This is a genomic window from Bacillus sp. MM09(2025) (genome assembly GCF_050496725.1).
GTDB classification, from domain to species: domain Bacteria; phylum Bacillota; class Bacilli; order Bacillales; family Bacillaceae; genus Bacillus; species Bacillus pumilus.
The window spans coordinates 1,455,245-1,480,085 of the sequence record NZ_JBNWEN010000004.1; the positions used below are offsets into that span (position 1 = coordinate 1,455,245).

The following is a 24,841-nucleotide window of genomic DNA, read 5'->3' on the forward strand; positions in this document are numbered from 1 at the left end:
ACCCGAAGATTAAAAGGGAGGTAGGCCCCTTGCTAGATGTGAACAATTTTGAGTATATGAACATCGGTCTCGCATCACCTGATAAAATCCGTTCTTGGTCTTTTGGTGAAGTGAAAAAGCCTGAAACGATTAACTATCGTACACTGAAACCTGAAAAAGATGGTCTCTTTTGTGAACGTATCTTCGGACCGCAAAAAGACTGGGAATGTCATTGTGGAAAGTATAAACGCGTTCGTTATAAGGGTGTTGTATGTGACCGTTGTGGTGTAGAAGTAACACGGGCAAAAGTCCGTCGTGAGAGAATGGGGCATATTGAACTGGCTGCCCCAGTTTCCCACATTTGGTATTTCAAAGGTATCCCAAGCCGTATGGGTCTTGTTCTTGATATGTCACCACGTGCGTTAGAAGAAGTGATTTACTTCGCTTCTTACGTTGTGACAGATCCGGGCAACACACCGCTTGAGAAGAAACAACTTCTTTCTGAGAAGGAATTCCGTGCTTATTTAGATAAATACGGTAATACATTCTCAGCAGCTATGGGTGCAGAAGCAATCAATAAACTTCTTCAAGATATCGATCTTGTCAAAGAAGTAGATACACTGAAAGAAGAGCTGAAAACTGCTCAAGGACAGCGTCGTACACGTGCGATTAAACGCCTTGAAGTGCTAGAAGCCTTCCGTAACTCAGGAAACAAACCATCATGGATGATTCTTGATGTACTTCCGGTTATTCCGCCAGAATTACGTCCAATGGTTCAGCTTGATGGTGGACGTTTTGCTACTTCTGACTTAAACGACCTTTATCGTCGTGTCATCAACCGTAACAATCGTCTGAAACGTTTATTAGATCTTGGCGCGCCAAGCATCATCGTTCAGAACGAGAAGCGTATGCTTCAAGAAGCTGTCGATGCCTTGATTGATAATGGACGTAGAGGCCGACCAGTAACAGGACCAGGAAACAGACCATTGAAATCTCTTTCTCATATGCTGAAAGGGAAACAAGGACGTTTCCGCCAAAACTTGCTTGGTAAACGTGTTGACTATTCTGGACGTTCCGTTATCGTCGTAGGACCACATTTGAAAATGTATCAGTGTGGACTTCCGAAAGAAATGGCTCTTGAATTATTCAAACCATTCGTGATGAAGGAGCTTGTTGAAAAAGGTTTAGCTCACAACATCAAGAGTGCGAAGCGTAAAATTGAGCGCGTGCAGCCAGAAGTATGGGATGTTTTAGAATCAGTGATTCGCGAGCACCCAGTCTTACTAAACCGTGCACCGACTCTTCACAGACTTGGTATTCAAGCGTTTGAACCTACACTTGTGGAAGGACGCGCAATTCGTCTGCATCCACTTGTATGTACAGCCTACAACGCTGACTTTGACGGTGACCAAATGGCGGTTCACGTACCATTATCTGCTGAGGCTCAAGCTGAAGCTCGTATCTTAATGCTTGCTGCTCAAAACATTTTGAACCCGAAAGATGGAAAACCTGTTGTTACGCCATCTCAGGATATGGTGCTTGGTAACTACTACCTTACACTTGAGCGTAAAGGTGCTATCGGAGAAGGTATGGTCTTCAAAGATACGAACGAAGCCCTTCTAGCTTATCAAAATGGGTATGTGCATCTTCATACACGTGTAGCTGTTGCAGCTAACTCGTTGAAGAATGTGACATTCACTGATGAACAGCGTTCTAAATTGTTGATTACAACAGTTGGAAAACTGATCTTTAACGAAATCTTACCGGAATCATTCCCTTACATGAATGAGCCGACAAAGAGCAATATTGAAGAAAAAACGCCTGACCGCTTCTTCCTTGAAAAAGGTGAAGATGTCAAAGCGGCGATCGAGAAACAAGAAATCAATGCGCCGTTCAAAAAAGGTATTTTAGGTAAAATCATTGCGGAAATCTTTAAGAGATTCCATATCACTGAGACATCTAAAATGCTTGACCGCATGAAAAATCTTGGTTTCAAATACTCTACTAAAGCGGGTATTACGGTTGGGGTTTCTGATATCGTCGTATTAGATGATAAAGAGAAGATCCTCGAAGAAGCGCAAGCAAAAGTAGATAACGTCATGAAGCAATTCAGACGTGGTTTGATTACTGAAGAAGAGCGTTACGAGAGAGTCATTTCGATCTGGAGTTCTTCTAAAGATGTTATCCAAGGTAAACTGATGAAGTCCCTTGATGAAGTCAACCCAATCTACATGATGAGTGACTCTGGAGCGCGTGGTAACGCATCTAACTTCACTCAGCTGGCTGGTATGCGTGGTCTGATGGCCAACCCAGCTGGACGTATTATCGAACTTCCGATCAAATCTAGTTTCCGTGAAGGTTTAACCGTATTGGAATACTTTATTTCCACTCACGGAGCGCGTAAAGGTCTTGCCGATACAGCCCTTAAAACAGCTGACTCAGGTTACCTCACGCGTCGTCTCGTCGACGTTGCACAGGATGTTATCATCCGTGAAACAGATTGCGGTACAGACCGTGGTATCTTGGCGAAGTCCCTTAGAGAAGGAAATGAAATTATTGAGAAACTTGAAGAACGTCTAATTGGACGTTTTGCAAGAAAACCAATTGTTCATCCTGAAACGGGCGAAGTCATTGTTGATGAAAACGAACTAATTGATGAAGATAAAGCACTTGAAGTAGTTGAAGCAGGAATTGAGGAAGTATGGATCCGTTCTGCATTTACATGTAACACGCCTCATGGTGTATGTAAACGATGCTACGGCCGTAACCTTGCAACTGGAACTGACGTTGAAGTCGGTGAAGCAGTTGGAATCATCGCTGCTCAATCAATCGGTGAGCCAGGAACACAGCTTACAATGCGTACGTTCCACACCGGTGGGGTAGCAGGAGACGATATCACACAAGGTTTACCTCGTATCCAAGAGCTATTTGAAGCGCGTAATCCGAAAGGGCAAGCGACCATTTCTGAAATTGATGGTGTCGTTGCTGAAATTAACGATGTTCGTGACAAGCAGCAGGAAATTGTGGTTCAAGGCGACGTTGAAACTCGTTCTTACACAGCTCCTTACAATGCACGTCTGAAAGTTGTTGAAGGTGACAAAGTCACTCGTGGTCAAGTACTGACAGAAGGTTCGATCGATCCGAAAGAACTTCTTAAAGTGACTGACATGACAGCTGTTCAAGAATATCTGCTTCATGAAGTACAAAAAGTATACCGTATGCAAGGGGTAGAAATCGGAGATAAGCACGTTGAGGTAATGGTTCGCCAAATGCTTCGTAAAGTGCGTGTCGCTGATGCAGGGGATACAGATGTATTACCAGGCACACTTCTTGATGTACATCAATTCACTGAAGCGAACAAAAAAGTACTATTCGAAGGCAAGCGCCCTGCAACAGGCCGCCCAGTTCTTCTTGGTATTACAAAAGCATCGCTTGAAACAGACTCATTCTTGTCTGCAGCATCCTTCCAAGAAACGACTCGTGTCCTAACAGATGCGGCGATCAAAGGAAAACGTGATGAACTGCTTGGCTTGAAAGAGAATGTTATCATCGGTAAACTTGTTCCAGCTGGAACAGGAATGCCAAACTACCGTAAAGTTAAGCCGGTTTCACAAGTGCAGCCGTCTGACGATATGGTTCCTGTAGAGTAATCTTTCTCGTGAGATTCCTATAAAATCATCAAAAAATGGTGAAGGATGTCAAGATAATCTGTCATATGATATTGACATCCTTCTTCCATGATGATAATATAACCAAGGTGCTCAAAATAAAACCTGTTACTTTGGAGGATATTCGATGTCTTATGATAAAGTATCACAGGCTCAATCCATTATTATTGGTACGAAGCAAACAGTAAAAGCTCTGAAACGAGATTCAGTAAAGGAAATCGTCGTAGCGAAAGATGCTGATCCTGCTTTAACAGCTAGTGTAACAAAACTAGCGCAAGAGAAGGGTGTAGACATTTTAGTGGTAGATTCCATGAAAAAGCTCGGCAAAGCCTGCGGAATTGAAGTTGGGGCAGCAGCTGTTGCCATTATGTTATAGCGTACTTGTTTTGTTTTTGCATGTGTAAATGCAAAAGCATTGTTTTTTGCCTTTTAATGAACCACCTGGGTATGTGGGTTATAAAAAAAGCAACGAAGGGAGGAATAACAACATGCCTACAATTAATCAGCTAATACGCAAAGGACGCGTGAGTAAAGTTGAAAACTCAAAGTCTCCTGCACTTAACAAAGGATACAACAGTTTCAAAAAAGAGCACACTAACGTAACATCTCCACAGAAGCGCGGGGTTTGTACTCGTGTCGGTACAATGACACCGAAAAAACCAAACTCAGCACTACGTAAATATGCTCGTGTACGTTTGTCTAACCTGATTGAGGTAACAGCTTACATTCCTGGTATCGGACATAATCTACAAGAGCACAGTGTAGTACTTATCCGTGGCGGACGTGTAAAAGACTTACCGGGTGTACGTTACCACATCGTTCGTGGTGCGCTTGATACTGCCGGAGTTGACGGTCGTATGCAAGGACGTTCTAAATACGGAACAAAACGCCCTAAACAAAGCAAATAATACAAACAAACATAAGGGTTTTTAGAAGTTGATATCAGATCAGTGGAGTCAGGTAACTGACAATGATATTGAGATGAGAGACAGATAGAAATCCTTTTAAATGAGAAGGGAGGCTATCAGATGCCACGTAAAGGTCCTGTAGCAAAAAGAGACGTATTGCCAGATCCAATTTACAATTCTAAACTTGTATCTCGTTTGATCAACAAAATGATGATCGACGGTAAAAGAGGAAAGTCACAAACAATTCTCTACAAGTCATTTGATATCATCAAAGAACGTACTGGTAATGAAGCGATGGAGGTTTTCGAACAAGCCTTGAAAAACATCATGCCAGTTCTTGAAGTTAAAGCACGTCGTGTAGGTGGAGCTAACTACCAAGTTCCTGTAGAAGTTCGCCCAGACCGTCGTACTACTTTAGGTCTTCGCTGGTTAGTAAACTACGCTCGTCTTCGTGGAGAAAAAACGATGGAAGAGCGTCTTGCTAACGAAATCCTTGACGCAGCTAACAACACTGGTGCTGCTGTTAAGAAACGTGAAGATACACACAAAATGGCAGAAGCGAACAAAGCATTCGCTCACTACCGCTGGTAGGATTTATACCAAACTAAAAAAACTATTCCCTAATAAGGAAGGAGAAATTACCCAATGGCAAGAGAGTTCTCCTTAGACAAAACTCGTAATATTGGTATCATGGCTCACATCGATGCCGGTAAAACGACAACGACTGAGCGTATCTTATACTACACTGGTCGTATCCATAAAATTGGTGAAACTCACGAAGGAGCTTCCCAAATGGACTGGATGGAGCAGGAGCAAGAACGTGGTATTACAATCACTTCTGCTGCTACTACAGCACAATGGAAAGGTTACCGTGTAAACATCATCGATACACCAGGACACGTAGACTTCACTGTTGAAGTTGAACGTTCTTTACGTGTACTTGATGGTGCGGTAGCAGTTCTTGATGCACAATCAGGTGTAGAGCCACAAACTGAAACAGTTTGGCGCCAAGCAACAACTTACGGAGTACCTCGTATCGTATTCGTTAACAAAATGGATAAAACCGGTGCGGACTTCCTTTACTCTGTAGGCACATTAAGAGATCGTCTTCAAGCGAACGCTCATGCAATTCAATTGCCGATCGGCGCTGAAGATCAATTCGAAGGAATCATCGACCTTGTAGATAACGTAGCATACTTCTACGAAGATGACCTTGGAACTCGCTCTGATGCACAAGAAATCCCTGCTGAGTATAAAGACAAAGCTGAAGAGCTTCGCAACAGCCTTATTGAAGCTGTCGCTGAGCTTGATGAAGAGCTTATGGAAAAATACCTTGAGGGTGAAGAAATTACAATTCCTGAATTGAAAGCTGCAATCCGTAAAGGAACATTGAATGTTGAATTCTACCCAGTTCTTGTTGGATCTGCTTTCAAAAATAAAGGTGTTCAGCTTGTACTTGATGCTGTGCTTGATTACCTTCCTGCACCAACTGATGTTGCTGCAATCAAAGGTATCCTGCCAGATTCAAATGAAGAGGTTGTTCGTGAGTCTACTGATGACGCACCATTCGCAGCTCTTGCATTTAAAGTTATGACTGACCCTTATGTTGGGAAACTAACTTTCTTCCGCGTATACTCTGGAACACTTGCTTCAGGTTCATACGTGAAGAACTCTTCTAAGAACAAGCGTGAGCGTGTTGGACGTATCCTTCAAATGCACGCAAACAGCCGTGAAGAAATCTCTACTGTATATGCAGGGGATATCGCAGCAGCTGTTGGTCTTAAAGATACATCTACTGGTGACACTCTTTGTGACGAGAAAGATACTGTTATCCTTGAGTCTATGGAATTCCCAGAGCCAGTTATCGATGTAGCAATCGAGCCTAAATCAAAGGCTGACCAAGATAAAATGGGTATCGCTTTAGCTAAACTAGCTGAAGAGGATCCAACATTCCGTACACAAACAAACCCTGAAACTGGTCAAACGATCATCTCTGGTATGGGTGAGCTTCACCTTGATATCATTGTTGACCGTATGAAGCGTGAGTTCAAGGTTGAAGCTAACGTAGGAGCTCCTCAAGTTGCGTACCGTGAAACATTCCGTTCTGGTGCAAAAGTTGAAGGTAAATTCGTACGTCAGTCTGGTGGACGTGGTCAGTTCGGACACGTTTGGATCGAATTCGAACCAAACGAAGAAGGCGCAGGCTTCGAATTCCAAAATGCAATCGTCGGTGGGGTTGTTCCTCGTGAATACATTCCAGCTATTCAAGCAGGTCTTGAAGATTCACTTGAAAATGGTGTATTAGCTGGATTCCCATTAATCGACATCAAAGCTAAATTATTTGATGGATCTTACCACGATGTTGACTCGAACGAAATGGCGTTTAAAATTGCTGCATCTATGGCATTGAAAAATGCTGTTAGCAAATGTAACCCAGTTCTACTTGAGCCAATGATGAAAGTGGAAGTCGTTATCCCTGAAGAATACATGGGAGACATCATGGGTGATATCACATCTCGTCGTGGACGTGTAGAAGGTATGGAAGCTCGCGGTAACGCTCAAGTTGTTCGCGCAATGGTTCCACTTTCTGAAATGTTCGGATATGCAACTTCACTCCGTTCTAACACACAAGGACGCGGTACTTTCACTATGCACATGGATCACTACGAAGAAGTGCCTAAGAGCATTAGTGAAGAAATCATCAAAAAAAATAAAGGTGAATAATTGATTTTGCCTTTAAACTAAAGTATAACTACTATTGAAGATCAGAAAGTGAGAGGTAACTCTTCACTTTCTATCACTCTATACCAAATACAATGAACCTTTAAGGAGGATTTTTAGAATGGCTAAAGAAAAATTCGACCGTTCCAAATCGCATGCTAACATTGGTACAATTGGACACGTTGACCATGGTAAAACAACTCTAACTGCTGCTATCTCAACAGTTCTTCATAAGAAGTCTGGTAAAGGATCAGCTATGGGATATGACCAAATCGATGGTGCTCCAGAAGAGCGCGAGCGTGGAATCACAATCTCAACTTCACACGTCGAGTATGAAACAGACACTCGTCACTATGCACACGTAGACTGCCCAGGACACGCTGACTACGTTAAAAACATGATCACTGGTGCTGCTCAAATGGACGGCGCGATCTTAGTAGTATCTGCTGCTGATGGTCCAATGCCACAAACACGTGAGCACATCCTACTTTCTCGTAACGTAGGTGTACCATACATCGTAGTATTCCTTAACAAATGTGACATGGTTGACGATGAAGAGTTACTTGAACTTGTTGAAATGGAAGTTCGTGACCTTCTTTCTGACTATGACTTCCCTGGTGACGATGTTCCAGTTATCAAAGGTTCTGCTCTTAAAGCTCTTGAAGGAGATGCTGATTACGAAGCAAAAATCTTTGAACTTATGGACGCGGTTGATGAGTACATCCCAACTCCAGAGCGTGACACTGACAAGCCATTCATGATGCCAGTTGAGGACGTATTCTCAATCACTGGTCGTGGAACAGTTGCTACTGGTCGTGTTGAGCGTGGACAAGTTAAAGTCGGTGACGAAGTTGAAATCATCGGTCTTCAAGAAGACAATGGTAAAACAACTGTTACAGGTGTTGAAATGTTCCGTAAGCTTCTTGACTATGCTGAAGCTGGTGACAACATCGGTGCATTACTTCGTGGTGTATCTCGTGAAGATATCCAACGTGGTCAAGTACTTGCTAAACCAGGTACAATCACTCCACATAGCCGTTTCAAAGCTGAAGTTTATGTACTTTCTAAAGAAGAGGGTGGACGTCATACTCCATTCTTCGCTAACTACCGTCCGCAGTTCTACTTCCGTACAACTGACGTAACTGGTATCGTACATCTTCCAGAAGGTACTGAAATGGTAATGCCTGGCGATAACACTGAGATGGAAGTTGAACTTATCTCTACTATCGCTATCGAAGAAGGAACTCGTTTCTCTATCCGTGAGGGTGGACGTACTGTAGGTTCTGGCGTCGTTTCAACTATCATTAAGTAATAAAACATATAAAAGAGACTCCTTGCAAAGGGTCTCTTTTTTTGCTTTTCCAGATCAGAACGGCTACTATAAGCTATAGAATATAAATGGAACCGAGAGGATCACTGGAATGGCGAAGACATATTTGAAGAAATGGTTAATCGGCGGAGTTGACCAATGGATTATGATTAAAGGAGATCACACAAGTGAAACGAAGCCTGTTCTATTATTTGTACACGGTGGGCCCGGCTCCGCTCAAATCAGTTATATTGATTCGTTTCATGAGGGGCTTAATCGGGATTTTACAGTGGTTCATTGGGATCAGCGAGGTGCGGGACTTTCCTATCAAAAGAATCTCCCCGATAGCTCCATGACCATTCAGCAATTTATTGAAGATACGATTGAACTCACAGAGAAGGTCCTTTCATATCTAGGTCAATCAAAACTGTACATCGCCGGATATTCATGGGGATCATTAATCGCCATACAAGCAGTACATAAGCGCCCAGATTTATATCATGCTTATTATGGAATTAGTCAGGTAGTAGATGTTTTAAAAGAGGATATTGTGTCGTACGAGCTTCTTTTGAATAAATACCATCGTAATCGGTTGTTTACATGGTGTTTGCGATTACTGACGCCTCCTCCGTGGAAACGAATATCAGCTCATGCTCTGTTCTCTCTATATAAAGAGCTCGGAAGCGTAGGTTTCACACACAAGTGGAGGCCGCTGATTCAAATGCTGCGCGGGTTTCTTTTTAGTAAGAAATATCAGCTCAAAGATAAGTGGAATTTCCTGAAAGGACAGAAGCTTAGTCAGGACATGCTATGGGATGAATTGATGAATGAGAGCATTGAATACCGAGTTTCTACTATATTAATACCTTGTTACTTTATCATTGGTGAATATGACATGATTACACCAGCTGCTGTATCAAAACCATATGTTGAGAAATTAACAGCACCAATCAAAGAATGGTTCACCTTTAAAGAATCTGCACATTCCCCGCATCTAGAAGAACCAGAAGAATTTATTCGTACCATAAAAAAGACTGCTGTACATCATCTTCAGGGAAAGCTTGATTTATAGGTTCAACCCCTGTATAATATGAAAAGTGTGCAAATCATAAATTTATCAGATTTATTATTGCAACACGCAGGCCAATTTGGTACAATAGTGCATGTTGGTCTTTGACTGCGATGAAGTGAGAGGTTGCTGACACACCCGGCCGCTTTGCCATGGCAAGGTGATCAGGTTTTTCTCACGGAGAACTGTCTAACGTAAGTAGGCGAAAAGGAGGGAAAATAATGGCAAAACAAAAAATTCGTATTCGTTTAAAAGCATATGATCATAGAATTCTTGATCAATCTGCTGAGAAGATTGTTGAAACGGCTAAGCGTTCTGGTGCTAGTGTATCTGGTCCAATTCCGCTTCCAACTGAAAAATCAGTTTACACAATCCTTCGTGCGGTGCATAAGTACAAAGATTCTCGTGAGCAATTTGAGATGCGTACTCACAAACGTCTAATCGACATCGTGAATCCAACTCCACAAACAGTTGATGCACTTATGCGTTTAGATTTACCATCTGGTGTAGATATCGAAATCAAACTTTAATTCAAATAGAAAACACATATTATAGGAGGTGTGACTAATGACCAAAGGAATCTTAGGTAGAAAAATTGGTATGACGCAAGTATTCGCAGAAAACGGTGATCTTATCCCTGTAACTGTTGTTGAGGCTGCTGCTAACGTTGTTCTTCAAAAGAAGACTACTGACACGGATGGCTATGAAGCAATCCAAATCGGTTTTGACGACAAACGTGAAAAGCTTTCTAACAAACCAGAGAAGGGCCACGTTGCTAAAGCGGAAACTGCTCCTAAGCGCTTCGTAAAAGAATTACGCGGTGCGGAGTTAGATGCGTATGAAGTTGGTCAGGAAGTCAAAGTTGATATTTTCGCAAATGGAGATATCGTAGATGTAACAGGAACATCAAAAGGTAAAGGATTCCAAGGGGCTATCAAACGCCACGGACAATCACGCGGACCAATGACTCACGGTTCACGTTATCACCGTCGTCCTGGTTCAATGGGACCTGTTGATCCAAACCGAGTATTCAAAGGTAAACTTCTTCCAGGTCGTATGGGCGGAGAGCAAATCACTGTCCAAAACCTTGAGATCGTTAAAGTTGATGCAGAACGCAATCTTCTATTGATCAAAGGAAATGTACCAGGAGCTAAAAAATCTCTAGTAACTGTAAAGAGTGCAGTTAAATCTAAATAACTCTCTTAGGAAAGGAGGAAACAAGTCATGCCAAAAGTAGCATTATTTAACCAAAACGGTTCTACTAACGGTGAAATCGAATTAAACGCTTCTGTGTTTGGAATTGAGCCAAACGAAAGCGTAGTATTCGATGCTATTCTTATGCAAAGAGCTTCCTTACGTCAAGGAACTCACAAAGTAAAAACTCGTTCTGAAGTACGTGGCGGAGGTCGTAAGCCTTGGAGACAGAAGGGTACTGGTCGTGCTCGTCAAGGTTCTATCCGTTCACCACAATGGCGCGGAGGCGGTATCGTATTCGGTCCAACACCACGCAGCTATTCTTATAAATTACCTAAAAAAGTTCGCCGCTTGGCTATCAAGTCAGTATTGTCTTCTAAAGTAATCGACAACAACATCATCGTTCTTGAAGATCTGACTCTTGATGCAGTGAAAACGAAAGAATTCGCAGGCATCCTTAAAGGATTATCTGTCGAGAAGAAAGCGTTGATCGTCACTGCGGATGCAAACGAAACAGTTGCTTTATCTGCTCGTAACATCCCTGGAGTAACAGTTGTTGAAGCTAACGGTATCAACGTTCTTGACGTTGTCAACCACGAGAAACTTCTGATCACTAAAGCAGCGGTTGAAAAAGTAGAGGAGGGACTTGCATAATGAAAGATCCTCGTGATGTTCTAAAGCGCCCTATCATTACTGAACGTTCTGCTGATCTAATGACAGAGAAGAAGTACACGTTCGAAGTTGATGTCAGAGCTAACAAAACAGAAGTGAAAGATGCTGTTGAAGAAATCTTTGGAGTGAAAGTTGAGAAAGTCAACGTTCAAAACTACAAAGGAAAATCTAAACGCGTTGGACGCTACACTGGTATGACTAGCCGTCGCAGAAAAGCGATCGTGAAATTAACTGCTGACAGCAAAGAAATCGAAATTTTTGAAGCGTAAATCTTAAAAAGAAGGAGGGAAATTCAAAATGGCGATTAAAAAGTATAAACCAACCAGTAATGGTCGTCGTGGCATGACTACTTCAGATTTTGCTGAAATCACGACTGACAAACCAGAAAAATCGTTGCTTGCGCCGCTTCACAGAAAAGGCGGACGTAACAACCAAGGTAGAATGACTGTTCGTCATCAAGGTGGCGGTCATAAACGTCAATACCGTATCATCGACTTTAAGCGTGATAAAGACGGTATACCTGGACGCGTTGCTACAATCGAGTATGATCCAAACCGTTCAGCGAACATCGCTCTTGTAAACTATGCAGATGGTGAGAAACGTTACATTCTTGCTCCGAAAGGAATCCAAGTTGGTACTGAAGTTACTTCTGGACCAGAATCTGACATCAAACCAGGTAACGCTCTTCCACTTATCAACATCCCAGTTGGTACAGTTGTGCATAACATTGAATTAAAACCAGGTAAAGGTGGACAATTAGTTCGTTCTGCTGGTACTTCTGCTCAAGTTCTTGGTAAAGAAGGTAAATACGTTCTTGTACGTTTGAACTCAGGAGAAGTTCGTATGATTCTTTCTGCTTGCCGTGCGACTATCGGTCAAGTTGGAAACGAGCAACACGAATTAATTAACATCGGTAAAGCTGGACGTTCACGCTGGAAAGGCGTACGCCCAACAGTTCGTGGTTCTGTAATGAACCCTAACGATCACCCACACGGTGGTGGTGAAGGACGCGCTCCAATCGGACGTAAATCACCAATGTCTCCATGGGGTAAACCGACTCTTGGATTCAAGACTCGTAAGAAAACCAACAAGTCTGATAAATTCATTGTACGTCGTCGTAAAAACAAGTAACGGGGTTGTCTACGGTTCATTTAGGACCGTAGTTCAATCACGAAGGGAGGTTCCACAATGGCTCGCAGCTTAAAAAAAGGACCATTTGTTGATGATCATTTGATGGCTAAAGTCGAGAAATTGAATGAAACTGACAAAAAGCAAGTCGTAAAAACTTGGTCTCGTCGTTCTACAATTTTCCCACAATTCATCGGTCACACAATCGCTGTCTATGACGGACGCAAACATGTACCTGTTTTCATTTCTGAAGATATGGTAGGTCACAAATTGGGCGAATTCGCACCAAGCCGTACTTACAAAGGTCATGCTAGTGACGATAAAAAAACAAGACGCTAATGAGAGGAGGCTTTTAAATGCAAGCTAAAGCTGTCGCAAGAACAGTCCGTATTGCTCCTCGTAAAGCACGTCTAGTAATGGACCTGATCCGAGGTAAGCAAGTAGGAGAAGCAGTTTCTATCTTAAACCTTACACCTAAGGCTGCTTCACCAATTATTGAAAAAGTATTAAAATCTGCTATCGCAAACGCTGAGCACAACTACGAGTTGGACGCTAACAGCCTAGTGATTTCACAAGCATTCGTTGACGAAGGTCCAACACTTAAGAGATTCCGTCCACGTGCTATGGGTCGTGCGAGCGCAATTAACAAACGTACTAGCCACATTACAATCGTTGTATCAGAAAAGAAGGAGGGATAATCCGTGGGTCAAAAGGTAAATCCAGTAGGTCTTCGTATTGGCGTCATTCGTGATTGGGAATCTAAATGGTTCGCAGGAAAAGATTACGCTGACTTCTTACATGAAGACTTGAAAATCCGTGAATTCATCAGCAAGCGTTTGTCTGACGCGTCTGTTTCTAAAGTAGAAATCGAACGTGCTGCAAACCGCGTAAATATCACAATCCACACGGCTAAACCAGGTATGGTAATTGGTAAAGGCGGATCTGAAGTTGAAGCACTTCGTAAAGCTCTTAACAGCCTAACTGGCAAACGTGTACACATCAACATCCTTGAAATCAAAAGAGCAGATCTTGATGCTCAGCTAGTTGCTGAAAACATCGCTCGTCAACTTGAAAATCGTATTTCATTCCGTCGTGCACAAAAACAAACAATCCAACGCACAATGCGTGCTGGAGCACAAGGAATCAAAACAATGGTTTCTGGTCGTCTTGGCGGTGCAGATATTGCTCGTTCTGAATATTACAGTGAAGGTACTGTTCCGTTGCACACACTTCGTGCTGACATCGACTATGCTACTGCTGAAGCTGACACTACTTATGGTAAGCTTGGCGTAAAAGTATGGATCTATCGTGGAGAAGTCCTTCCAACTAAGAAGAATACTGCGGAAGGAGGAAAATAATATGTTATTGCCAAAACGCGTGAAGTATCGCAGAGAACATCGTGGAAAAATGCGTGGTCGTGCAAAAGGTGGTACTGAAGTACATTTCGGTGAGTACGGTATCCAAGCTCTAGAAGCTTCTTGGATCACAAACCGTCAAATCGAAGCTGCTCGTATTGCTATGACTCGTTACATGAAACGTGGCGGTAAAGTTTGGATTAAAATTTTCCCTTCTAAGCCATACACAGCTAAACCTCTAGAAGTCCGCATGGGTTCCGGTAAAGGTGCTCCAGAAGGATGGGTAGCTGTAGTAAAACCGGGCAAAGTTTTATTTGAAATTTCTGGTGTGTCTGAAGAAGTTGCTCGTGAAGCTCTTCGTCTTGCATCTCACAAATTGCCAATTAAAACGAAGTTCGTAAAACGTGAAGAAATTGGTGGTGAATCAAATGAAAGCTAATGAAATTCGTGACCTTACCACTGCTGAAATTGAACAAAAAGTAAAGTCTCTTAAAGAAGAACTTTTCAATCTTCGTTTCCAATTAGCGACTGGGCAGCTTGAAAACACTGCTCGCATTCGTGAAGTGCGTAAATCAATCGCACGCATGAAAACTGTGATTCGTCAAAGAGAAATCGCTGCTAATAAATAATAATTAGAGGGGAGGCCCCGCAAACATGAGCGAACGTAACCAACGTAAAGTGTATCAAGGTCGTGTTGTTTCTGACAAAATGGATAAAACCATCACTGTTGTAGTTGAAACATACAAAAAGCATTCACTTTATGGCAAACGTGTAAGATACTCTAAAAAGTTAAAAGCACATGATGAAAACAACCAAGCAAAAATCGGAGACATCGTAAAGGTGATGGAAACTCGTCCTTTATCTGCGACTAAACGCTTTCGTCTAGTTGAAGTTGTCGAAGAAGCCGTTATTATCTAATAAAGTTCGGATTTCTTTTTCCGAAAGGAGGTAACATTAATGATTCAACAGGAGACTCGTTTAAAAGTAGCTGACAACTCTGGCGCACGTGAAGTACTAACGATTAAAGTTCTTGGTGGCTCTGGACGTAAGACGGCTAACATCGGTGATGTCATTGTTTGTACGGTTAAACAAGCAACACCAGGAGGCGTTGTCAAAAAAGGTGAAGTTGTGAAAGCAGTTATCGTTCGTACAAAGAGCGGAGCTCGCAGAAACGATGGATCTTACATCAGCTTTGATGAAAATGCATGTGTCATTATCCGTGACGACAAGAGCCCACGTGGAACTCGTATCTTCGGACCAGTAGCACGTGAACTTCGTGAAAACAACTATATGAAAATTGTTTCTCTAGCACCAGAAGTACTTTAATGAATACAATCCGCGACTCAAGGAGGTGCGATTAAATGCATGTTAAAAAGGGCGATAAAGTAGTGGTTATCTCTGGTAAAGATAAAGGTAAACAAGGAGTCATCCTTGCTGCTTTCCCTAAGAATGACCGTGTTTTAGTAGAAGGTATTAACCTTGTGAAAAAACACTCTAAACCAACCCAAGCTAACCCTCAGGGCGGAATTTCTGAACAAGAAGCGCCGATCCACGTATCAAACGTAATGCCGCTTGATCCTAAAACGGGTGAAGTGACACGTGTTGGATATAAAGTTGAGGACGGAAAGAAAGTCCGTGTAGCGAAAAAATCTGGGCAAGTTCTAGATAAATAGTAAATAAGGAAGGGAGGTCTTTCTCATGAACCGCCTTAAAGAAAAGTATGTAAAAGAAATTACACCTGCATTAGTTTCTAAGTTTGAATACAAATCAGTAATGCAAGTGCCAAAAATCGAAAAAATCGTGATCAACATGGGTGTTGGTGACGCCGTTCAAAACGCTAAAGCAATCGATACTGCTGTTGAAGAATTAACGTTTATCGCTGGTCAAAAACCTGTCGTTACTCGTGCGAAGAAGTCTATTGCTGGATTCCGTCTACGTGAAGGAATGCCAATCGGAGCGAAAGTAACACTTCGCGGAGAGCGCATGTACGATTTCCTTGATAAACTTATTTCTGTATCTTTACCACGTGTACGTGACTTCCGCGGGATTTCTAAGAAATCTTTCGACGGTCGTGGAAACTACACGCTTGGTATTAAAGAACAGTTAATCTTCCCAGAAATTGATTACGATAAAGTAACAAAAGTCCGCGGTATGGATATCGTTATCGTTACGACTGCCAATACGGACGAAGAAGCACGTGAGTTATTAACTCAAGTAGGTATGCCGTTCCAGAAATAATCAATGAAAGGGAGGCGAAATCGTGGCTAAAAAGTCTATGATTGCGAAACAACAACGCAAACAAAAGTTTAAAGTTCAAGAGTATACGCGCTGCGAACGTTGTGGACGTCCACATTCAGTAATTCGCAAGTTTAAACTTTGCCGTATTTGTTTCCGCGAACTTGCATATAAAGGACAAATTCCTGGCGTTAAAAAAGCCAGCTGGTAATCCCCATAAATGGGAAGGAGGTTATTAAATAATGGTTATGACAGATCCGATTGCAGATTTGCTGACTCGTATTCGCAATGCGAACATGGTACGTCATGAGAAGCTAGAAGTACCGGCTTCAAAAATCAAAAGAGAAATTGCTGAAATCTTAAAGCGTGAAGGTTTTATCCGTGACGTTGAATATGTTGAAGACAGCAAACAAGGAATTATCCGTATGTTCCTTAAATATGGCCAAAACAACGAACGTGTTATCACTGGTCTAAAAAGAATCAGTAAACCTGGTTTACGTGTATATGCGAAATCAAATGAAGTACCACGTGTACTTAACGGACTTGGAATCGCAATTATTTCTACATCACAAGGTGTTTTATCGGACAAAGAAGCCCGTGCTAAACAAGCTGGTGGAGAAGTACTTGCTTACGTATGGTAAAAAAAGTTTAAGATGAATGGAGGTGCTTGGTATGTCTCGTATAGGTAAAAAACTAATCGAGATCCCTTCAGGAGTTACTGTGACAAACAACGATAACACAGTGACAGTAAAGGGACCAAAAGGTGAACTAACTCGTACATTTCACCCTGATATGGAAATTAAAATTGAGGACAGCGTCTTAACTGTAAGCCGTCCGTCTGATCATAAAGAACACCGTGCTTTACATGGTACAACACGCAGCTTAATTGCAAACATGGTTGAAGGTGTATCTAAAGGTTTCGAAAGAGGTTTAGAACTTATCGGTGTCGGTTACCGTGCAGCTAAATCTGGAAACAAACTTGTTCTTAACGTTGGATACTCTCACCCAGTTGAAATCGTTCCTGAGGCTGGAGTTGAAGTTGAAGTTCCATCTCAAACGAAAGTAGTCATTAAAGGTATCGATAAAGAGCGTGTGGGAGCTCTAGCTTCTAACATCCGCGCTGTCCGTTCTCCAGAGCCTTACAAAGGTAAAGGAATTCGTTACGAAGGTGAATTCGTTCGCCGTAAAGAAGGAAAAACTGGTAAGTAAGATCGCTTAATGTGAAGAAAGGAGTGACTCGGATGATTACGAAAACTAGCAAAAACGCTACTCGTCTTAAAAGACACGCTCGTGTTCGTGCGAAACTTTCAGGTACTGCTGAAAGACCTCGCCTTAACGTTTTCCGTTCTAACAAGAACATCTACGCTCAAGTAATTGATGATGTTAACGGTGTAACACTTGTAAGTGCTTCTACTCTTGATAAAGATTTAAAGATCGAGAATAGTTCTGACGCTGCAGCTGCTACTAAAGTTGGCGAACTTGTTGCAAAACGTGCTGTTGAAAAAGGAATCTCTAACGTGGTATTTGACCGCGGAGGATACTTATATCATGGACGTGTAAAAGCTCTAGCTGAAGCTGCTCGTGAGGCTGGACTTAAATTTTAATAAAAGAAGGAGGGACACATCCGAATGAGTCGTATTGACCAAAGCAAATTAGAGTTAGAAGAACGCTTAGTTACGGTTAACCGCGTAGCGAAAGTTGTTAAAGGTGGACGTCGTTTCCGTTTTGCAGCTTTAGTTGTTGTCGGTGACAAAAACGGTCATGTAGGTTTCGGTACTGGTAAAGCACAAGAAGTACCAGAAGCGATCCGCAAAGCTGTTGAAGATGCGAAAAAGAATTTAATTGAAGTACCAATGGTTGGAACTACAATTCCACATGAAATCATCGGTCGATTCGGTGCAGGAAACGTTCTATTGAAGCCTGCTTCAGAAGGTACAGGAGTTATCGCTGGAGGCCCAGTGCGTGCGGTTCTTGAGCTTGCTGGTCTAGCTGATATCCTTTCTAAATCTCTAGGTTCTAATACACCGATCAACATGATCCGCGCAACACTTCAGGGTTTAAGTGAACTTAAACGTGCTGAAGACGTTGCGAAGCTTCGTGGAAAATCTGTAGAAGACCTGTTAGGATAAGGAGGGAACAATAATGGCAAATAAATTAGAAATTACCCTCAAACGCAGTGTAATCGGTCGCCCAGAAGATCAGCGTGTCACTGTTCGTACTCTTGGTCTAAAGAAAACAAACCAAACAGTCGTACATGAAGACAATGCAGCGATCCGCGGCATGATTAACAAGGTGTCTCATTTAGTTTCTGTTAAAGAACAATAAAACATTTTTAATCGATAAGGAGGTGCCCAAATGAAACTTCATGAATTGAAGCCTTCAGAAGGTTCACGTAAAGAACGCAACCGTGTTGGTCGTGGTATTGGATCAGGTAACGGTAAAACTTCTGGTAAAGGTCATAAAGGTCAAAACGCTCGTTCTGGCGGCGGTGTACGCCCTGGTTTCGAAGGTGGTCAGATGCCTTTATTCCAACGTCTTCCAAAACGTGGTTTTACAAACATCAACCGTAAAGATTATGCGGTAATCAACTTAGACAGATTAAACAGTTTTGACGAAGGAACGGAAGTAACTCCTGAACTTCTTCTAGAGACTGGTGCAATAAGCAAGTTAAAAGCAGGAGTAAAAATTCTTGGCAACGGTAAATTAGAAAAAAAATTAACTGTAAAAGCCAATAAATTCTCTGCTTCTGCTAAAGAAGCGATTGAAGCTGCTGGCGGTACAGCCGAGGTGATCTAACTTGTTTAAGACAATCTCCAATTTTATGCGCGTGAAAGATATACGGAATAAGATTATATTCACTCTTTTAATGTTAATCGTCTTTCGTATAGGTGCTTTCATCCCTGTGCCTAATGTGAACGCCGAAGTTCTCCAGGCACAGGATCAAATGAGTGTTTTCGGGATCCTCAACACGTTTGGGGGCGGGGCACTTTTCCAATTCTCCATTCTTGCAATGGGGATTATGCCGTATATCACTGCTTCGATCATCATTCAGCTCTTGCAGATGGATGTTGTTCCGAAGTTCACTGAGTGGTCAAAGCAAGGAGAGGTTGGCCGCCGAAAATTAGCACAATTCACAAGGTATTTTACAATTGTTCTAGGTTTTATCCAGGCGTTAGGAATGTCATATGGATTCAACAATATGGCAGGAGGCATGCTGATTGAAAACCCAGGTGTTTCAACGTACCTCTTAATTGCGGTCGTACTCACTGCGGGAACAGCATTTTTAATGTGGCTGGGAGAGCAGATCACTGCTCACGGCGTTGGTAACGGTATTTCGATTATTATCTTTGCCGGTATCATCGCAGGTATCCCTCAAACATTAAAACAAGTGTACGCTCAGCAGTTTGTAGGTGGAGATGGACAGCTGTTCATGCAAATCCTAAAAATTGCCCTTATTGTCATTGCTATCCTTGTCATTGTTATCGGTGTTATTTACATTCAAATGGCAGTGAGAAAGATTGCGATTCAATATTCAAAAGGAACTGGCCGTGCACAAATGTCTGCTAGTCAAGCAACGCACCTTCCATTGAAAGTGAATCCAGCAGGGGTGATTCCAGTCATCTTTGCCGTTTCATTCATTATTACTCCGCAGACGGTCGCATCGTTCTTCGGAACTAATAATGTGACAACTTGGATAACCAACAACTTTGACTATACTAAGCCAATCGGTATGACGATTTATGTAGCACTGATTGTTGCTTTCACATATTTTTATGCCTTTGTCCAAGTGAATCCTGAACAAATGGCTGAAAATCTGCAAAAGCAGGGTGGCTATATCCCGGGAGTTCGTCCAGGGAAAATGACTCAAGATAGAATTACGAGCATTTTGTACCGACTCACGTTTGTGGGCGCCATTTTCTTAGCCGTGATTTCAATACTTCCTATCTTTTTCATTCAATTCGCTGGATTACCTTCCGCTGCACAAATTGGCGGCACAAGTCTTCTCATTGTTGTAGGTGTTGCACTTGAAACAATGAAACAGCTTGAAAGCCAATTAGTGAAACGAAACTACCGTGGATTTATGAAATAAAACAGAGGGCTGGGCTCCTGCCCAACCTCTCTAAGTAAGGAAGGGGAAATCCGAAATGAACTTAGTCTTAATGGGGCTTCCGGGTGCTGGTAAAGGCACTCAGGCAGAACGAATTGTTGATGATTATGGGATCCCTCATATCTCAACAGGAGATATGTTCCGCGCTGCTATGAAAGAGGAGACACAACTTGGGCTCGAAGCAAAATCCTTTATCGATAAAGGAGAGCTTGTTCCTGATGAGGTCACAATCGGTATTGTTAGAGAAAGACTTGGCAAAAATGATTGTGAGCAAGGTTTTCTTCTGGACGGATTTCCGCGAACAGTCGCTCAGGCTGAAGCTTTAGAAGACATTCTAAAGGACCTTGGCAGAACGATTGATTATGTCATTAATATTAAAGTCGATAAAGATGCTTTGATGGAGCGTCTGACTGGCCGAAGAATTTGCAAAAATTGCGGAGCAACATATCATTTAGTATTCAATCCACCTGCGAAAGAAAATGTTTGCGATAAGTGTGGAGGCGAGCTTTATCAACGTGCAGATGATAATGCAGAAACCGTTTCGACTAGACTTGAAGTAAACTTAAAGCAGACTGAACCTTTACTGAACTTCTATTCAGAAAAAGGATATCTTGCAAACATTGATGGTGCAAAACACATTAACGATGTATATGCAGATATCAAGGACCTGCTTGGGGGATTAAATAAATGATTATCTGTAAAACTCCTCGCGAGCTTGAGATTATGAGAGAAGCTGGACGCATTGTCGCACTGACTCATGAAGAGCTGAAGAAACATATAAAACCAGGTATTTCGACAAAAGAATTGGATCAAATTGCCGAACGTTTTATTACAAAGCAGGGTGCAATCCCATCTTTTAAAGGGTATAATGGTTTTCGCGGGAGCATTTGCGTTTCGGTGAATGAAGAACTCGTTCACGGTATTCCTGGTAAACGGGTTTTACGTGATGGTGACATCATTAGTATCGATATTGGCGCGAAGTTAAATGGCTATCATGGTGACTCTGCTTGGACTTATCCAGTTGGGGTAATCAGTGATGAAGACCGCAAACTACTGGAAGTCACAGAGGAATCTCTATATAAAGGCTTACAGGAAGCAAAGCCAGGCGAACGTCTGTCGAACATTTCCCATGCCATACAAACGTATGTAGAAAACGAGAATTTCTCAGTTGTTAGAGAATATGTTGGACATGGGGTCGGACAGGATCTTCATGAGGACCCTCAAATTCCTCATTATGGTCCGCCCAACAAAGGCCCGCGGCTAAAACCTGGAATGGTGTTGGCCATCGAACCGATGGTGAACGCAGGCAGCCGATATGTGAAAACATTGGCTGATAACTGGACGGTTGTAACGGTTGATGGGAAAAAGTGTGCTCACTTTGAGCATACGATTGCGATTACAGATACAGGTTTTGATATACTGACTAAGATTTAGGTCTTCACTGAAGCCTTTCAGGCCCAAATCGGGCAGGTTGTCTGTATAGTCCAAAGGAAAGAACAAGATCAGTATACAGGTGTCATCGGCATGTTCGGTGGCTGCCATGTACTAATCGCAGACGGAGAAAAGCGTAAATTTCATTCTCCTAAGAAAAAATATCAATCATATAACCTTTTATGGTTGCGTATCTCCGGAAGTTCAGAACAGTATATTCAAAACAGGTCGGGTGATAGATGGACAATTGAGATGAACTCATTTGGACATTTGTCAGAGAGCAAGTTACTGATTTGAAGAAGGGAGAACACTTGAATGGCGAAAGACGATGTAATTGAAGTGGAAGGTACTGTAGCAGAAACTTTGCCAAATGCAATGTTCAAAGTTGAACTAGAGAATGGCCATACAGTTTTGGCTCATGTATCAGGAAAAATCCGTATGCACTTCATTCGCATTTTACCTGGAGACAAAGTTACGGTAGAATTATCTCCATATGACTTAACTCGTGGTAGAATTACGTACCGTTACAAATAAAGCAACTCCGGAAGAAGGAGGTTGGAAACACATGAAAGTGAGACCATCTGTTAAACCTATCTGTGAAAAATGTAAAGTTATTCGCAGAAAAGGAAAAGTAATGGTGATCTGTGAAAACCCAAAACATAAACAAAAACAAGGCTAATAACAAGGAGGTGCCCAAATCATGGCTCGTATTGCTGGTGTAGATATTCCACGTGATAAACGTGTTGTCATTTCTTTAACATATGTTTTTGGAATTGGTCGTACGACTGCGCAACAAGTCCTTAAAGAAGCAGGTGTTTCTGAAGACACTCGCGTTCGCGATCTAACTGAAGACGAACTTGGTAAAATCCGTGATATCATTGACAAACTTAAAGTAGAAGGTGACCTTCGTCGTGAAGTTTCACTTAACATTAAGCGTCTAATTGAAATCGGAAGCTACCGCGGAATCCGTCATCGTAGAGGACTTCCTGTTCGTGGACAAAACACAAAAAACAACGCGCGTACTCGTAAAGGTCCGCGTCGTACTGTAGCTAACAAGAAAAAATAAGTAAAGGAGGTAGTTAAAGAATGGCTGCTGCTCGTAAACAAAATACGCGTAAACGTCGCGTGAAAAAGAATATTGAAGCTGGAATCGCTCATATCCGTTCCACTTTCAACAACACGATTGTAACGATTACTGATGTTCATGGAAACGCAATTTCTTGGTCAAGTGCTGGTGCATTAGGATTCAGAGGTTCTCGTAAATCTACTCCTTTCGCTGCACAAATGGCTGCTGAAACTGCTGCTAAAGGTTCTATCGAACATGGTCTTAAAACACTTGAAGTAACTGTTAAAGGTCCTGGTTCTGGTCGTGAAGCTGCAATTCGTGCACTTCAAGCTGCAGGTCTTGAAGTTACTGCAATCAGAGACGTAACTCCAGTTCCTCATAACGGATGCCGTCCACCAAAACGTCGCCGCGTGTAATTTGTTTGTATAGATTTTGTGTCCCTGTCAATAATGGGTTATGATACAGTTATTTATGAGACGAATACACGACTCGTTGCCTGAGCACATACGGGACTAAACAATGAGGAATTTCGGATGGAATCTCATATGATTCTATTCGAGGTTTCGACGTTTTGAAGGAGGGTTTTATTAGATGATCGAAATTGAAAAACCAAAAATCGAAACGGTTGAAATCAGCGACGATGCCAAGTATGGCAAGTTTGTCGTAGAGCCACTTGAGCGTGGATATGGTACCACTTTAGGGAACTCCCTTCGTCGTATCCTTTTATCCTCACTTCCTGGTGCAGCTGTAACATCGATCCAGATAGATGGTGTCTTACACGAATTCTCAACGATCGAAGGCGTGGTTGAAGATGTTACAACGATTATCTTAAACATTAAAAAGCTTGCACTCAAAATCTACTCTGAAGAAGAGAAGACGCTTGAAATTGATGTACAAGATGAAGGTACTGTAACAGCTGCTGATATTACACACGACAGCGATATTGAAATCTTAAATCCAGATCTCCACATCGCAACTCTTGGCAAGAATGCGAGCTTCCGTGTTCGCTTAACTGCACAAAGAGGTCGCGGGTATAATCCTGCTGATGCAAACAAAAGAGACGATCAGCCAATCGGTGTGATTCCGATCGACTCAATCTATACACCTGTATCTCGTGTGACTTATCAAGTGGAGAACACCCGTGTTGGGCAAATCACAAACTATGATAAATTAACACTAGATGTATGGACTGATGGAAGCACAGGACCGAAAGAAGCGATCGCTCTAGGTTCTAAGATTTTAACTGAACACCTGAATATTTTCGTTGGGTTAACTGACGAAGCTCAGCATGCTGAAATTATGGTTGAGAAAGAAGAAGACCAAAAAGAAAAAGTGCTTGAAATGACAATTGAAGAGCTTGATCTTTCTGTTCGTTCTTACAACTGTTTGAAGCGTGCGGGTATTAATACTGTTCAAGAGCTTGCTAACAAGACAGAAGAGGATATGATGAAAGTTCGTAACCTTGGACGTAAATCTCTTGAAGAAGTGAAAGCGAAACTAGAAGAACTTGGACTGGGTCTTCGTAAAGACGATTGACTAGTTTCATTGTGAACTAGGATTTTCGTGTGTTTTTTATTCATACAGCATTCTCTAACTAAGGAGGGGACATCACATGGCATACAGAAAGCTAGGACGCACTAGTGCACAACGTAAAGCAATGCTTCGTGACCTAACGACTGATTTGATCATCAACGAACGCATCGAAACAACTGAAACACGTGCGAAAGAACTTCGCTCTGTAGTTGAAAAAATGATCACTCTTGGCAAACGCGGAGATCTTCATGCTCGCCGTCAAGCTGCAGCTTACATTCGTAATGAAGTAGCTAACGCTGAAACAAACCAAGATGCACTTCAAAAATTATTCGCTGACGTTGCAACTCGCTACGAAGATCGCCAAGGTGGATACACTCGTATCATGAAGCTTGGACCTCGTCGCGGCGATGGCGCACCAATGGCTGTCATTGAATTAGTTTAATCACATAGCGTGTATCTAAGAAA

The 24,841-nt window shown here is 42.2% G+C and carries 37 protein-coding genes and 1 pseudogene; all 38 read left to right on the forward strand.

What is annotated here, in order from left to right:
• Positions 1-29: 29 nt before the first annotated feature.
• The 38 genes and pseudogenes from rpoC to rplQ all read left to right on the forward strand — a co-directional run bounded on the left by rpoC (position 30) and on the right by rplQ (position 24,818).
• The gene (rpoC, locus tag ACQYAC_RS13780) at positions 30-3,629 is read left to right on the forward strand and encodes a DNA-directed RNA polymerase subunit beta' (RefSeq protein ID WP_429943475.1); all 3,600 of its coding nucleotides are present in this window, start codon (positions 30-32) and stop codon (positions 3,627-3,629) included.
• A 145-nt stretch (positions 3,630-3,774) separates the two neighbouring features.
• The gene (locus tag ACQYAC_RS13785) at positions 3,775-4,023 is read left to right on the forward strand and encodes a 50S ribosomal protein L7ae-like protein (RefSeq protein WP_003216985.1); all 249 of its coding nucleotides are present in this window, start codon (positions 3,775-3,777) and stop codon (positions 4,021-4,023) included.
• Between the two features lie 112 nt (positions 4,024-4,135).
• Positions 4,136-4,555: a 30S ribosomal protein S12 gene (gene rpsL / locus ACQYAC_RS13790; protein WP_003216962.1), complete on the forward strand. Its 420-nt coding sequence runs from the start codon at positions 4,136-4,138 to the stop codon at positions 4,553-4,555.
• 120 nt (positions 4,556-4,675) lie between these two features.
• Positions 4,676-5,146 (forward strand): 30S ribosomal protein S7, encoded by a 471-nt coding sequence (gene rpsG, locus ACQYAC_RS13795; RefSeq protein WP_003216884.1) that lies wholly within the window; start codon positions 4,676-4,678, stop codon positions 5,144-5,146.
• Positions 5,147-5,200: 54 nt separating this feature from the next.
• Positions 5,201-7,279: an elongation factor G gene (gene fusA / locus ACQYAC_RS13800; protein WP_050945820.1), complete on the forward strand. Its 2,079-nt coding sequence runs from the start codon at positions 5,201-5,203 to the stop codon at positions 7,277-7,279.
• 118 nt (positions 7,280-7,397) lie between these two features.
• Entirely contained in the window at positions 7,398-8,588 is a 1,191-nt protein-coding gene (tuf, locus tag ACQYAC_RS13805) for an elongation factor Tu (RefSeq protein ID WP_058015804.1), read from the forward strand.
• A gap of 109 nt (positions 8,589-8,697) precedes the next feature.
• Positions 8,698-9,657 (forward strand): alpha/beta fold hydrolase, encoded by a 960-nt coding sequence (locus ACQYAC_RS13810; protein ID WP_429943476.1) that lies wholly within the window; start codon positions 8,698-8,700, stop codon positions 9,655-9,657.
• Between the two features lie 218 nt (positions 9,658-9,875).
• Entirely contained in the window at positions 9,876-10,184 is a 309-nt protein-coding gene (gene rpsJ / locus ACQYAC_RS13815) for a 30S ribosomal protein S10 (RefSeq protein WP_003156464.1), read from the forward strand.
• A gap of 37 nt (positions 10,185-10,221) precedes the next feature.
• On the forward strand, positions 10,222-10,851 hold the full coding sequence (gene rplC / locus ACQYAC_RS13820) for a 50S ribosomal protein L3 (RefSeq protein WP_012008703.1): 630 nt from the start codon (positions 10,222-10,224) through the stop codon (positions 10,849-10,851).
• Positions 10,852-10,878: 27 nt separating this feature from the next.
• The gene (gene rplD / locus ACQYAC_RS13825) at positions 10,879-11,502 is read left to right on the forward strand and encodes a 50S ribosomal protein L4 (protein ID WP_003217216.1); all 624 of its coding nucleotides are present in this window, start codon (positions 10,879-10,881) and stop codon (positions 11,500-11,502) included.
• Entirely contained in the window at positions 11,502-11,789 is a 288-nt protein-coding gene (gene rplW / locus ACQYAC_RS13830) for a 50S ribosomal protein L23 (protein WP_003217016.1), read from the forward strand. Before rplD ends, rplW begins: the two co-directional genes overlap by 1 nt.
• Positions 11,790-11,817: 28 nt before the next feature.
• A complete protein-coding gene (gene rplB, locus ACQYAC_RS13835) occupies positions 11,818-12,651 on the forward strand; it encodes a 50S ribosomal protein L2 (RefSeq protein ID WP_003217065.1) in 834 nt (277 codons plus the stop codon).
• Positions 12,652-12,708: 57 nt separating this feature from the next.
• Entirely contained in the window at positions 12,709-12,987 is a 279-nt protein-coding gene (rpsS, locus tag ACQYAC_RS13840) for a 30S ribosomal protein S19 (protein ID WP_003216920.1), read from the forward strand.
• A 17-nt stretch (positions 12,988-13,004) separates the two neighbouring features.
• Positions 13,005-13,346 carry a 50S ribosomal protein L22 gene (gene rplV / locus ACQYAC_RS13845; RefSeq protein ID WP_058015806.1) on the forward strand — a complete coding sequence of 114 codons (342 nt, stop codon included), beginning with the start codon at positions 13,005-13,007 and terminating at the stop codon, positions 13,344-13,346.
• 3 nt (positions 13,347-13,349) lie between these two features.
• Positions 13,350-14,006, forward strand: a complete 657-nt coding sequence (rpsC, locus tag ACQYAC_RS13850) for a 30S ribosomal protein S3 (protein ID WP_003217241.1) — start codon at positions 13,350-13,352, stop codon at positions 14,004-14,006.
• 1 nt (position 14,007) lies between these two features.
• Positions 14,008-14,442, forward strand: a complete 435-nt coding sequence (gene rplP / locus ACQYAC_RS13855) for a 50S ribosomal protein L16 (protein WP_003156478.1) — start codon at positions 14,008-14,010, stop codon at positions 14,440-14,442.
• A complete protein-coding gene (rpmC, locus tag ACQYAC_RS13860) occupies positions 14,432-14,632 on the forward strand; it encodes a 50S ribosomal protein L29 (protein WP_003217155.1) in 201 nt (66 codons plus the stop codon). Before rplP ends, rpmC begins: the two co-directional genes overlap by 11 nt.
• A gap of 25 nt (positions 14,633-14,657) precedes the next feature.
• Positions 14,658-14,921 carry a 30S ribosomal protein S17 gene (gene rpsQ, locus ACQYAC_RS13865; protein WP_012008705.1) on the forward strand — a complete coding sequence of 88 codons (264 nt, stop codon included), beginning with the start codon at positions 14,658-14,660 and terminating at the stop codon, positions 14,919-14,921.
• A gap of 39 nt (positions 14,922-14,960) precedes the next feature.
• Positions 14,961-15,329, forward strand: coding sequence for a 50S ribosomal protein L14 (rplN, locus tag ACQYAC_RS13870; RefSeq protein ID WP_003216882.1), 369 nt, complete (start codon positions 14,961-14,963; stop codon positions 15,327-15,329).
• A 35-nt stretch (positions 15,330-15,364) separates the two neighbouring features.
• On the forward strand, positions 15,365-15,676 hold the full coding sequence (gene rplX / locus ACQYAC_RS13875) for a 50S ribosomal protein L24 (protein ID WP_003217151.1): 312 nt from the start codon (positions 15,365-15,367) through the stop codon (positions 15,674-15,676).
• A gap of 25 nt (positions 15,677-15,701) precedes the next feature.
• Positions 15,702-16,241: a 50S ribosomal protein L5 gene (gene rplE / locus ACQYAC_RS13880; protein WP_003217159.1), complete on the forward strand. Its 540-nt coding sequence runs from the start codon at positions 15,702-15,704 to the stop codon at positions 16,239-16,241.
• A 22-nt stretch (positions 16,242-16,263) separates the two neighbouring features.
• On the forward strand, positions 16,264-16,449 hold the full coding sequence (gene rpsN / locus ACQYAC_RS13885) for a 30S ribosomal protein S14 (protein ID WP_008356542.1): 186 nt from the start codon (positions 16,264-16,266) through the stop codon (positions 16,447-16,449).
• A gap of 31 nt (positions 16,450-16,480) precedes the next feature.
• On the forward strand, positions 16,481-16,879 hold the full coding sequence (rpsH, locus tag ACQYAC_RS13890; protein ID WP_003217040.1) for a 30S ribosomal protein S8: 399 nt from the start codon (positions 16,481-16,483) through the stop codon (positions 16,877-16,879).
• A gap of 31 nt (positions 16,880-16,910) precedes the next feature.
• Complete coding sequence (gene rplF, locus ACQYAC_RS13895) at positions 16,911-17,447, forward strand: 50S ribosomal protein L6 (RefSeq protein WP_003217186.1); 537 nt, start codon at positions 16,911-16,913, stop codon at positions 17,445-17,447.
• A gap of 32 nt (positions 17,448-17,479) precedes the next feature.
• Positions 17,480-17,842: a 50S ribosomal protein L18 gene (gene rplR, locus ACQYAC_RS13900; protein ID WP_012008708.1), complete on the forward strand. Its 363-nt coding sequence runs from the start codon at positions 17,480-17,482 to the stop codon at positions 17,840-17,842.
• Between the two features lie 24 nt (positions 17,843-17,866).
• Positions 17,867-18,367: a 30S ribosomal protein S5 gene (gene rpsE, locus ACQYAC_RS13905; RefSeq protein ID WP_003217179.1), complete on the forward strand. Its 501-nt coding sequence runs from the start codon at positions 17,867-17,869 to the stop codon at positions 18,365-18,367.
• Positions 18,368-18,380: 13 nt separating this feature from the next.
• The gene (rpmD, locus tag ACQYAC_RS13910; protein ID WP_003217067.1) at positions 18,381-18,563 is read left to right on the forward strand and encodes a 50S ribosomal protein L30; all 183 of its coding nucleotides are present in this window, start codon (positions 18,381-18,383) and stop codon (positions 18,561-18,563) included.
• Between the two features lie 30 nt (positions 18,564-18,593).
• Complete coding sequence (gene rplO / locus ACQYAC_RS13915) at positions 18,594-19,034, forward strand: 50S ribosomal protein L15 (protein WP_012008709.1); 441 nt, start codon at positions 18,594-18,596, stop codon at positions 19,032-19,034.
• 1 nt (position 19,035) lies between these two features.
• Complete coding sequence (gene secY, locus ACQYAC_RS13920; protein WP_012008710.1) at positions 19,036-20,328, forward strand: preprotein translocase subunit SecY; 1,293 nt, start codon at positions 19,036-19,038, stop codon at positions 20,326-20,328.
• Positions 20,329-20,383: 55 nt separating this feature from the next.
• Positions 20,384-21,037, forward strand: a complete 654-nt coding sequence (locus ACQYAC_RS13925) for an adenylate kinase (protein ID WP_012008711.1) — start codon at positions 20,384-20,386, stop codon at positions 21,035-21,037.
• The gene (map, locus tag ACQYAC_RS13930) at positions 21,034-21,780 is read left to right on the forward strand and encodes a type I methionyl aminopeptidase (protein ID WP_003217210.1); all 747 of its coding nucleotides are present in this window, start codon (positions 21,034-21,036) and stop codon (positions 21,778-21,780) included. The genes ACQYAC_RS13925 and map overlap by 4 nt, the downstream gene beginning before the upstream one ends.
• A gap of 27 nt (positions 21,781-21,807) precedes the next feature.
• Positions 21,808-22,115, forward strand: a pseudogene (locus tag ACQYAC_RS13935) (KOW domain-containing RNA-binding protein).
• Positions 22,093-22,311, forward strand: a complete 219-nt coding sequence (gene infA / locus ACQYAC_RS13940; protein WP_003217190.1) for a translation initiation factor IF-1 — start codon at positions 22,093-22,095, stop codon at positions 22,309-22,311. The pseudogene ACQYAC_RS13935 and the gene infA overlap by 23 nt, the downstream one beginning before the upstream one ends.
• 31 nt (positions 22,312-22,342) lie before the next feature.
• Entirely contained in the window at positions 22,343-22,456 is a 114-nt protein-coding gene (gene rpmJ, locus ACQYAC_RS13945) for a 50S ribosomal protein L36 (protein WP_003156543.1), read from the forward strand.
• A 21-nt stretch (positions 22,457-22,477) separates the two neighbouring features.
• Complete coding sequence (gene rpsM / locus ACQYAC_RS13950) at positions 22,478-22,843, forward strand: 30S ribosomal protein S13 (RefSeq protein ID WP_003217023.1); 366 nt, start codon at positions 22,478-22,480, stop codon at positions 22,841-22,843.
• A 20-nt stretch (positions 22,844-22,863) separates the two neighbouring features.
• Positions 22,864-23,259, forward strand: coding sequence for a 30S ribosomal protein S11 (rpsK, locus tag ACQYAC_RS13955; RefSeq protein ID WP_003217231.1), 396 nt, complete (start codon positions 22,864-22,866; stop codon positions 23,257-23,259).
• Between the two features lie 175 nt (positions 23,260-23,434).
• On the forward strand, positions 23,435-24,379 hold the full coding sequence (locus ACQYAC_RS13960) for a DNA-directed RNA polymerase subunit alpha (protein ID WP_003217009.1): 945 nt from the start codon (positions 23,435-23,437) through the stop codon (positions 24,377-24,379).
• Between the two features lie 76 nt (positions 24,380-24,455).
• A complete protein-coding gene (rplQ, locus tag ACQYAC_RS13965; RefSeq protein ID WP_003216944.1) occupies positions 24,456-24,818 on the forward strand; it encodes a 50S ribosomal protein L17 in 363 nt (120 codons plus the stop codon).
• The last annotated feature ends 23 nt before the right edge of the window (positions 24,819-24,841 follow it).